The sequence below is a fragment of the Caulobacter segnis genome (assembly GCF_003243465.1).
Lineage (GTDB): Bacteria > Pseudomonadota > Alphaproteobacteria > Caulobacterales > Caulobacteraceae > Caulobacter > Caulobacter segnis_A.
On sequence record NZ_QFQZ01000121.1, the window covers coordinates 1 to 8,938 of the forward strand.

General features: G+C 64.7%; 10 protein-coding genes and 1 pseudogene. 6 read left to right on the forward strand and 5 right to left on the reverse strand.

Annotation, left to right across the window (positions count from 1 at the left end; genetic code table 11):
• From DI526_RS22220 to DI526_RS22235, 4 genes and pseudogenes are all read left to right on the forward strand, one after another.
• Nucleotides 1-119: pseudogene (locus DI526_RS22220) on the forward strand (ABC transporter substrate-binding protein); the annotation flags it as partial.
• A 34-nt stretch (nucleotides 120-153) separates the two neighbouring features.
• Nucleotides 154-666 carry an outer membrane lipid asymmetry maintenance protein MlaD gene (gene mlaD / locus DI526_RS22225; RefSeq protein ID WP_304282873.1) on the forward strand — a complete coding sequence of 171 codons (513 nt, stop codon included), beginning with the start codon at nucleotides 154-156 and terminating at the stop codon, nucleotides 664-666.
• Nucleotide 667: 1 nt separating this feature from the next.
• Nucleotides 668-1,477 (forward strand): ABC transporter permease, encoded by an 810-nt coding sequence (locus tag DI526_RS22230; RefSeq protein ID WP_304282876.1) that lies wholly within the window; start codon nucleotides 668-670, stop codon nucleotides 1,475-1,477.
• Nucleotides 1,474-2,244: an ABC transporter ATP-binding protein gene (locus tag DI526_RS22235; protein ID WP_304282879.1), complete on the forward strand. Its 771-nt coding sequence runs from the start codon at nucleotides 1,474-1,476 to the stop codon at nucleotides 2,242-2,244. Before DI526_RS22230 ends, DI526_RS22235 begins: the two co-directional genes overlap by 4 nt.
• A 29-nt stretch (nucleotides 2,245-2,273) precedes the next feature.
• Here DI526_RS22235 and DI526_RS22240 read toward each other — a convergent pair whose 3' ends face one another.
• Nucleotides 2,274-2,891 (reverse strand): TetR/AcrR family transcriptional regulator, encoded by a 618-nt coding sequence (locus DI526_RS22240; RefSeq protein WP_304282881.1) that lies wholly within the window; start codon nucleotides 2,889-2,891, stop codon nucleotides 2,274-2,276.
• Between the two features lie 159 nt (nucleotides 2,892-3,050).
• Between DI526_RS22240 and DI526_RS22245 the strand changes: the two genes are divergently transcribed.
• Nucleotides 3,051-3,500, forward strand: a complete 450-nt coding sequence (locus DI526_RS22245) for a hypothetical protein (protein ID WP_304282884.1) — start codon at nucleotides 3,051-3,053, stop codon at nucleotides 3,498-3,500.
• 619 nt (nucleotides 3,501-4,119) lie between these two features.
• Here the strand turns inward: DI526_RS22245 and DI526_RS22250 are convergent.
• The 4 genes from DI526_RS22250 to DI526_RS22265 all read right to left on the reverse strand — a co-directional run bounded on the left by DI526_RS22250 (nucleotide 4,120) and on the right by DI526_RS22265 (nucleotide 7,878).
• A complete protein-coding gene (locus tag DI526_RS22250; RefSeq protein ID WP_304282886.1) occupies nucleotides 4,120-6,000 on the reverse strand; it encodes a CHASE3 domain-containing protein in 1,881 nt (626 codons plus the stop codon).
• Nucleotides 6,001-6,142: 142 nt separating this feature from the next.
• Nucleotides 6,143-6,517, reverse strand: a complete 375-nt coding sequence (locus tag DI526_RS22255) for a hypothetical protein (RefSeq protein WP_066682040.1) — start codon at nucleotides 6,515-6,517, stop codon at nucleotides 6,143-6,145.
• Between the two features lie 90 nt (nucleotides 6,518-6,607).
• The gene (locus DI526_RS22260) at nucleotides 6,608-7,045 is read right to left on the reverse strand and encodes a helix-turn-helix domain-containing protein (protein WP_304282889.1); all 438 of its coding nucleotides are present in this window, start codon (nucleotides 7,043-7,045) and stop codon (nucleotides 6,608-6,610) included.
• Between the two features lie 275 nt (nucleotides 7,046-7,320).
• A complete protein-coding gene (locus DI526_RS22265) occupies nucleotides 7,321-7,878 on the reverse strand; it encodes a recombinase family protein (RefSeq protein ID WP_304282891.1) in 558 nt (185 codons plus the stop codon).
• 130 nt (nucleotides 7,879-8,008) lie between these two features.
• Between DI526_RS22265 and DI526_RS22270 the strand changes: the two genes are divergently transcribed.
• Nucleotides 8,009-8,863 (forward strand): DUF4158 domain-containing protein, encoded by an 855-nt coding sequence (locus DI526_RS22270; RefSeq protein WP_304282894.1) that lies wholly within the window; start codon nucleotides 8,009-8,011, stop codon nucleotides 8,861-8,863.
• The last annotated feature ends 75 nt before the right edge of the window (nucleotides 8,864-8,938 follow it).

Sequence of the window (8,938 nt, forward strand, 5' to 3'; positions counted from 1 at the left end):
GGCTGGCCATCACCCAGCAGCAGGACTTCGTCTCGACGATCGACAACGCCGGCGGCAACATCGACGTGCTGATCAACCAGCTGCAAAAGGGCGGTTCGGGCTCCTCTGGTCGCCGCTAAGAGCGACCGGGACCTGAAGAGAACAAGAGGGGATTTGGCTTTGCGCGAACAATGGGCCGAGACGGCCATGGGCGTCGTCGTCCTCGCCCTGGCGGCGGGGTTCCTGACCTATTCGCTGAGCGTGGGCGGCGTCCACAGTAAGCGCGGCGAGTATGAGATCAGCGCCAAGTTCGGCGAGGCCGGCTCGCTGTCGCCGGGCGCGGCGGTCAGCGTCGCCGGCGTCAAGGTCGGCACGGTCTCGCAGATCACGCTGGAGCCGAAGACCTTCCTGGCCGTGGCCAAGCTGTCGATCGACCCGACCGTCAAGCTGCCGACCGACTCGACCGCCAAGATCACCAGCGACGGCATCCTGGGCGGCGCCCACGTCTCGATCGCCCCGGGCGCGGCCATGGATGACCTCAAGCCGGGCGGCCAGATCGAGAACACCCAGGGCGCGGTCGACCTGTTCGGCCTGATCGGCTCGGTGATCCGTCCGCAGGGCGGCGGTTCGGACGCGGCGGCGGCTCCCGCGGCGCCGGCGGCCTCGGCCCCGGCCGCGAGCTACTGACGTGACCGCGGCCGAGGCGGCCCGGAAGGTCGCCACCAATCCTGTCCGCGTGCTGGGTCGCTCGACCCTGGCCGCCGTACGCATGGTCGGCGCCGTCGGCGTCTTCGCGGTGCGCGGCGTCGCCGCCGCCCTGACCCCGCCCTGGTTCCTCAGCCAGCTGTGGCGCCAGTTCGTGGCGATCGGCTTCTTCTCGCTGCCGGTGGTGGGCCTGACCGCCATCTTCACCGGCGCGGCCCTGGCCTTGAACATCTTCACCGGCGGCGGTCGCTTCAACGCAGAGCAGGTGATGCCGCAGATCGTGGCCCTGGGCATCACCCGGGAGCTCGGCCCGGTCCTGGCCTCGCTGATGCTGGCCGGCCGCGTCTCGGCCGCCATCGCCGCCGAGATCGGGGCCATGCGCGCGACCGAGCAGATCGACGCCATGCGCACCCTGTCGACGGATCCGTTCCGCTACCTGGTCGGTCCGCGCCTGCTGGCCAGCGTCCTGATGATGCCACTGCTGGCCGCCGTGGCCGACACCATCGGCGTCGCCGGCGGCTGGCTGGTCGCCACGCGGGTGCTGGACTTCAGCCCTTCCATCTACATCCGCAACACGCTGGACTTCCTGCAGCTGTGGGACATCGGTTCGGGCCTGATCAAGGCCGCCGTGTTCGGCTTCATCGTCGCGCTGATGGGCTGCTATCACGGCTACAACGCCTCGGGCGGCGCGCGCGGCGTCGGCCGGGCGACGACCCACGCCGTGGTCTCTTCGGCGATCCTGATCTTCGCCTCCGACTATCTCCTGACCACTCTCTTCACCCACGCCTCATGACCGACGTGATCCCGAAACTCGCCTGGAAGGGCGTCAGCAAGCGTTTCGAGGGCCGCGCGGTTCTCGACGGCCTTGACCTGTCGGTCGCGCCGGGTCGATCGCTGGTCATCATCGGCGGCTCCGGTCAGGGCAAGTCGGTGACGATCAAGACTGCGCTCGGCCTGATGCGCCCGGACGCCGGCAAGATCGAGCTGGACGGCAAGAACACCGTCACCCTGTCGGAAGGCGCCCGCCGCAAGCTGTTCTCGCGGGTCGGCGTGCTGTTCCAGGGCGCGGCCCTGTTCGACAGCCTGACCATCTGGGAAAACGTCGCCTTCCGCCTGATCAACGCCGACGGCGTACCGCGCAAGGAAGCCCGCGAGCGCGCCATCGAGGCCCTGGAGCAGGTGCGCCTGTCCCCCGACGTCGCCGACCGCTTCCCGTCCGAGCTGTCGGGCGGCATGCAGAAGCGCGCGGGTCTGGCCCGCGCCGTCGTCGCCCAGCCCGAGATCCTGTTCTTCGACGAACCGACCACCGGCCTGGATCCCATCACGGCGGCGGCCATCAACGAGCTGATTTCCCACCAGGTGCGCCGCCTGGGCTCGACCGCCGTGTCGATCACCCACGACCTGGCCTCGGCCCAGACCATCGGCGACGAGATCGCCATGCTGCACGGGGGCAAGATCATCTGGCGCGGGCCGGCCGCCGAGCTGCGCACGACCGACAACCCCTATGTCCGCCAGTTCGTCGAAGGCCGCGCCGAGGGTCCGATCTCGCATGCGGTCTAAGTGGCTGGGCAGCTGAGATGTGACGATGATCAGCGCTCGGTAGGGGAGGGCTGGGCAGTCAATGTGATGAGATAGGCCGACAGGACCTCTGGAAGCGCGCCAATGATTTGCCCGTACTGTCCGGGCAAGGCCTTTGTGGCGTGAAGAACCGTGCCATAGGCGACGGCATAGAAGACCGGACTAACGCTGACTCCGGCTGCCTCGCCCAATCGCAAACAAAGAACGCGTTCGAGCGTGTCCTGGAAGGTTCGAGCAAGTTCGGTTTCGCTCTCGTGGAGGATTTCGAGCGCGTCGCGATGGTCGCTGATGTAGGCGAACAGGCGACCAAACAGCCTGTCGATCACCATGGGCGGCGACATGGCGCGCCATTCTGCTTCGGTTGGCTCCAGAACGTTTTCGATCAGGGCGCCGAGCGCTTGGCTATGTCGTTCGCCTAAGGCGGTCAGGAGCTGATCGCGATCCTGGAAGAAATGATACATCGACCCGGTTGAAGCGCCCGCGCGCTGGGCGACGAGCGGAAGGGTCAATAGGGCCAAGCCTTCGTGGCTGACGATGTCCGCAGCGGCGTCGAGAAGCGTTTCGCGCCGTGCATGACCGCGCGCCTGTCGAGCGGGGCGCGCGCTCGAGCCCGATAGCCGCGCAATCATGCGCCAGAGTCGTTCTTGCAGATCATTCTATCTTTAGTTCGCCGTCTTTAAGGCATTTTGCAACATGCTCGTTCTAGAGGAATCATTCTAGATTTTTATTTTAGTTTTGGTGAGGCCGCGTGCATTCGCCGCTGGCCGAGTTTCGTGAGGAGCGTGTCGATGAACAAGGATCAGATCGAGGGGCAGTGGAAGATCATGTCAGGCGCGATAAAGCGCCGGTGGTCCGAAGTCGCGCATGATTGGGACGGCGTCATCAAAGGCAGCGCGACTGAAATCGTTGGACACCTCCAAAAAGAGTTTGGCCTCGCTCGGAATGATGCTGAAGCCGCCTGGGAACGTTGGCGCAGCGAAGTCCTTCCGGAGGCGCGGATCGCCGCACAGTGGGCCCGTTTCGAAGAGGTGATGGCGGAGCGCTGGTCAGCCGCGAAGTTTAGCGCCCACCAAGCCCAAGAGACCTGGGCGTTGCGTATCGCCGCGGTGGAGGCCGAAGCCGACGAAGTGGCTGATCGCGTCCGGGCCCGCTACGAAGTGACCGAGGCGGAAGCCAAGCAGCGTGTCGCGGGATGGCTTGCCGATGTTCGGCATTGGATCGAGACGCGTCCTTCCTGACGACGGCGACGTCAATGGGTAGGATTCTCAGCGGGCGCGCCGTTGGGCGCGCCCGCTAAGAAGATTTCCAAACATCGTGCATTCATGTCAGATCGCGGCTAGCAGCTCGTTGCACCCCGCAGGGCGCCTCTTTGAAATGGGTACGGCGCGCGACGGCGTCCGGATCAAAAATCGTCATTCGCCTGGATGTCTTCCATTCGCTACTCGTGGCGCGGGCGCGATGCGCCTTTCGCACGATGGCGTTGGCGGCTGGCTGCCGCACAGCGCCAACGGTTCACCTGAAGGCCGCCAGAGCTCCGGCGCGCCAAACACGCCCACCCCGCCTCCAGCAGGAACGCGCAAGTGGGGGCGGACGGCAAGGCGAGCCCCGGGGGGAAAGCCGTCGACGGCTCCAGTAGGGCCTCGAGGGCGGCCTGCGGGGGCAAGGGTGATAGGGCGGCGCCCTTGGCGGCCTCCGCGGCGTCCCCGCCCCCAGCGCCTCGGGCGTCTAGATCGCAAGCAGTCGATGTCAAAGCGTCGTCTCCCAACAGAGCCCCCGACGCTAGTGTTTAGAAAAGCGCGCTCCCGTGCAGCTTGCAAGCTACATTGATGATGAGGCTCGTCGGAGCGGCTTCGGCGCTCAGGGAGCGGGGCGGTTGACACCGCCCCCGTCGAGAACGTCACGAACCTTTCGCGACAGCTGCTCGAGGGTGAAGGGCTTTTGGAGGAAGGCGACGCCAAAATCGAGGACGCCGTTGTGGACGACGGCATTGCGCGTATAGCCGGTCATGTAAAGCACGTGCAGGTTTGGATGATCGCTCCTGAGCCTATCGGCCAGGACGCGCCCGGTCATGCCAGGCATGACGATGTCCGTCATCAGCAGATCAATGCGCGAGGCTCCGTCAAAGCGTGCGATCGCATCTTCGCCTGTCGCCGCCAAGACGACGCCGTAGCCCAGGTCCTGGAGCGCTTCACCCGTGGTCTTGCGGACGTTTTCGTCGTCTTCCACGAGCAAGATCGTCTCGCCTGGCCTGGCGCGCGGTGATACCGGTCGTGGCGTGAACGGCGCGGCGGCTGTGGCCTCACCGAGATAGCGCGGCAGGTAAAGCTTCACCGAGGTGCCCACCCCCACTTCTGAGTATATTTTGATGTGGCCGCCCGACTGTTTGACGAACCCAAAAACCTGGCTGAGCCCAAGGCCCGTCCCCCGCCCGACCTCCTTGGTGGTGAAGAAGGGTTCAAACACGCGATCGACGATCTCGGGCGCCATGCCCGTGCCGGTGTCGGTGACGGAAATCAGCACATACTGTCCCGGAACGACTTCCAGATTGCCTTGAGCGTAGGCCTCGTCAAGCGAGGTGTTCGAGGTCTCGATCGTCAGTCTGCCACCGTCGGGCATGGCGTCGCGCGCGTTGACGCAAAGATTGAGAATGGCGTTTTCCAGCAGCTGGGGATCGGCGTGCACGGGCCAGGTGCCGCCGCCAAGCACCACCTCGATATTCATCTGCTCGCCGATCGTGCGGCGCAACAAGTCAGACATGCCGCTGATGAGCTTTGTCGGCTCAAGCGGACGCGGCTCAAGCGGCGCTTGTCGCGAGAAGATCAGCAATCGCGCGGTCAGGCTCGCCGCCCGCTGGGCGCCGTCCATGGCGTTGTCGATGCGCGCCTCGGCTCGGTCGGGTTCACCGCGCAGGCGGCGCTTGGCGATCTCCAGGCTGCCGATGATCACCGAGAGCATATTGTTGAAGTCGTGAGCAATGCCGCCCGTGAGCTGTCCGACGGCCTCCATCTTCTGCATTTGCCGAACCTGGGATTCGGCCTTTTCCCGCGCGACAGCCTCCGCCGTCAATCGGTCGTTGGCGCTTGAGAGTTCGTCTCGGCTTTCTTGCAGCGCCCTGAGCTGGCCGTTGGCCGCCCTCACCGCCGTCAAGGTCAGAGCAAGCAGTCCCAGGAAACCGAGCACCAGGGAGGCCTGGAGCGCGGTGCGCGTCGCCGCCGCACGATCCTGGCGAACGTCCAGGAGACGGGCTTCCTCGGCGATCATCCCCGCCACCTGCCGACGGATTTCTTCGGTCAAGGCATCGCCGCGGTTGACCAGCAGGTAGTCCCGCGCCGCTTCGAACCCCTTATCGTGGCGCAAGGCGACCCCTCGCGCCAGGATCCGCAGGCGCTGCTGGATCAACCCATGGAGCCGCGCGGCCGAAGCCGTCTGGCGGGGGTTATCCGCGACCTGGCTGGTCAAGCGTCCCATAAGCGGTTCCATATCGGAAAGCGCCGCCTGGTAGGAGTTCAAGTAGCTTTCGACGCCCGAGACGAGATAGCCGCGCTGCCCGGTCTCAGCGGCCTGCACGTTCGCGCGAAGCTGCCAAAGCGTGGTTTGCACCTGCATGGAATGGCGCACCCATGCATCGGTGCGCCTCTGGGCCTCGGTCAGAACGAGCGCGCCCAGGACGACCACGCCTAGGAGGGTGAAGCCCGCGATCAAAAGCGTTGCGGGATGACGAAGTCGACGGATCGGCATGATCGCTCCAGCGCTGGCGTTAGAGCGACAGGCCACAAGCGGGCAGGGTTCGTAAAGTCTTCATATCGCCGATTACGCCTGGCCGACTAAGCCTGGGTCCTCGCGCGTCGGCGCAACAGCGCTGCTCGAAAGGGTCAAAGCTCTAAACTTTTACCCCCACGGCGGCCAGTTCGCGAAGAAGGCGGCGGATTTGGGGGAGATGGGCGAGCGCCTGTTCGAGCGAGGCGTCACGCTCCAGGGGTGCGATGACGTATCCCTCTTTGGTCTGCCGGATGAACCCCTTATCCTGGAGGGCGATGAAGCGTCGCCGAACTGTCTCCATAGGCAGATGCAAGGAGGCGGCGACCTGATTAATCCTCAGCGGGCGCAGCCCGTGTTCGGCGCCGAGGATTGGCGTGTCGGCGCAGGAGAGGCAAGCCAGCACCAGCGCCTCAAGGATATCGCCATCGTGTTTGCGTAACGCCGTCACCGTCCAGCGCAACACATAGTCTGTCGCGATGCGCACGCCGGCGCGCATGTTGGCCTCGTCTGGTGCGCAGGTGTCTTCGGCCGGGCGCATGCCTGTAGTTAAGGTTCCACACTGCGCCTGCGGGAAATCCGCCCAAGATCATGCGACCTTGGCATTCTGATCCCCTACATCAGCGATCGCCTTGCACATGCCCACCACGTGGCGGCGGATCTTGGCGTTGGAGATCCGGGGAAAGAGTTCGGCCAGCTCGAGCGCGCCTTGGGTCGCCATGAACCGGGTGAAGGCGTCTCCGAGGCCCTGTCCAGCCGAGTGCGCGGCGTCATCGTCGACCAACACCGGCAGCCCCTCGAAGAAAAAAGGGATCGGGACACCAAGGATTCTGGCGGCTTCATAAAGCTTCGAGGCGCTGATGCGGTTAGCGCCGCGTTCGTATTTTTGCACTTGCTGGAATGTAAGACCCAAGGCCATCGCCAACTTGTCCTGGCTAAGGCCAAGGCTTTTGCGGCGCGCGCGGATCCGCATGCCAACGTGCAAATCGACAGGATTAGGCTGCCGAGCTAGGTGGTCTTTGTTCATGTACGCCCCCGCACGATCACGCTTTGGAATATGCGCGAGACAGCCGCGATCGGAAACCATAAATGGCGGCCACGTCGCTTTGGTCTCACGACGCTTCGAAATGCGCCTAACCTAAGCGCCGCTGGGAGAGGGGCATTCGCCCCGTCCTTGCTGTCGGTAAAACCGGTTGGGGCCGCGACTTAACCATCGAGCCAGACAGCCCCAGGCAAAGGCGCGGACAAAAACGGGGCCCGAGCACTTCTCGATCAGCGGTTGACGCCCAATGCGCCGCCACCCTACGCGTCTCTCTCCGGCGCGATCCTGCCGATCGTTGCGCGACTAACGCCAAGGACCTTAGCCAGATGGCGCGTGCTTTCGCCCTTTGAGCGCTGAGTCGCGACGAAAGCGCGCTGGTCAGCTGAAAGCTTGTAGCGCCGGCCAAGCTTTACGCCTCGCGTCCTGGCCCGCGCCCGCCCTTCAGATGTCCGCGCCCGTATCAGTTCGCGCTCGAACTCGGCAAGGCCGCCGAGAACCGTCAGCATAAGGCGCCCGTGCGCGGTCGTGGTATCCGCCCAGGCGTCGCGCATGGATCGAAACTGAGCCCCCTTCTCAGCTATCGCCGCCAGAATGTTGAGCAGGTCGCGCGTCGAGCGCGCAAGCCGGTCGAGGCGCGTGACCAACAGGATGTCGCCGGCGTCAAGCGCGGCGATCGCCCGTTTTAGTTGGGCTCGATCAGCTCGCGCCCCGGAGACGACCTCTTGGAAGATCTTATGGCAACCGGCCAAGCGAAGTTCATCGATTTGCGCCGAGACGCCCTGCCCGTCCGTGGAGACCCGCGCATAGCCGTAAATCATGCCCTATTATGAGACTATAATATGAGCCGCTCAAGCTATTGTTTTCTCTAAGGCTGGTCAGCGTCTCGTTTTTCTTGAATTCTGAGCCGCCGCAAAAGGCGGCGGAGGCGATCCGATGGCGCGGCGAAGCTTGCTGACGGGAGAGGAACGTCGACGGCTGTTCGAGCCACCGACCAGTGATCGCGAGATCGCCACCCGCTACACCCTGTCTCTAGAAAAGCTGGACTGGATCGAGGAGCGACGGCGACCAGCCAACAAGCTTGGGGCCGCCGTGCAGCTGGCGCTCGTGCGGCATCCCGGGTTCGGCTGGACTGGGAGCCAAACGGTCGCGCCGACCCTTCTGAAATTCATCGCCGAGCAGATCCACGTTCCACCAGAGGCTATGTCCCTTTACGGCGCTCGGGTTCCGACCCGAAGCGCGCACCATGCGGCGATCTTGGCGCGCCTAGGCCTTCGCCCGTTCAGCCGCACTGACCTGCGATTGGCGATCGCTATCGCTGCCGACGCGGCGCGGTCGACCGACAAGGGCGGACCGATTGTCGAAGCCGTCATGACGCAGCTTCGCCGCCAAGGCGTCGCCTTGCCCTCGCCAGACACCATCGAGCGCGTTAGCCTGGCAGGGCGCGCCCAGGCCAGGCGACAGTCTGCCGTCGATCTTCTGGCGAGCCTATCAGAGGCGCAGCTTGCGGCGCTGGATCAGCTGCTCGTCAATGACCAACAGCTTGGAAAGTCGGCGCTGGCCTGGTTGCGTGATCTGCCCGAGACCCCTAGCGCTCTCAACATGGGCGCATTGATGGAGCGATTGGACTATGTCCGCGCCATCGGCCTACCGCCGAAGATCGCCGAGGCGATCCATGAGCGGCGCTTTGATCAGTACGTCCGGGAGGGCGCGATCGCCCCGGCGTTCCTGCTCGGCGGCTACAGCGTCGGGCGTCGACGCGCGACTGTCGCCGCACAGCTTCTCGATCTTGAGCGTCGGATCTGATCCTCCCTCGTTTCAGTGGACACCCATGCTAGCTTTTCGGAGCTGGAGAGGAGTGTCTGATGAACGTGAAGCGTC

Coding starts and splice junctions, on each gene's coding strand:
- DI526_RS22235 (WP_304282879.1), top strand. CDS start 1,474: ATGACCGACGTGATCCCGAAACTCGCCTGGAAGGGCGTCAGCAAGCGT.
- DI526_RS22240 (WP_304282881.1), bottom strand. CDS start 2,891: ATGATTGCGCGGCTATCGGGCTCGAGCGCGCGCCCCGCTCGACAGGCG.
- DI526_RS22245 (WP_304282884.1), top strand. CDS start 3,051: ATGAACAAGGATCAGATCGAGGGGCAGTGGAAGATCATGTCAGGCGCG.
- DI526_RS22250 (WP_304282886.1), bottom strand. CDS start 6,000: ATGCCGATCCGTCGACTTCGTCATCCCGCAACGCTTTTGATCGCGGGC.
- DI526_RS22255 (WP_066682040.1), bottom strand. CDS start 6,517: ATGCGCGCCGGCGTGCGCATCGCGACAGACTATGTGTTGCGCTGGACG.
- DI526_RS22260 (WP_304282889.1), bottom strand. CDS start 7,045: ATGAACAAAGACCACCTAGCTCGGCAGCCTAATCCTGTCGATTTGCAC.
- DI526_RS22265 (WP_304282891.1), bottom strand. CDS start 7,878: ATGATTTACGGCTATGCGCGGGTCTCCACGGACGGGCAGGGCGTCTCG.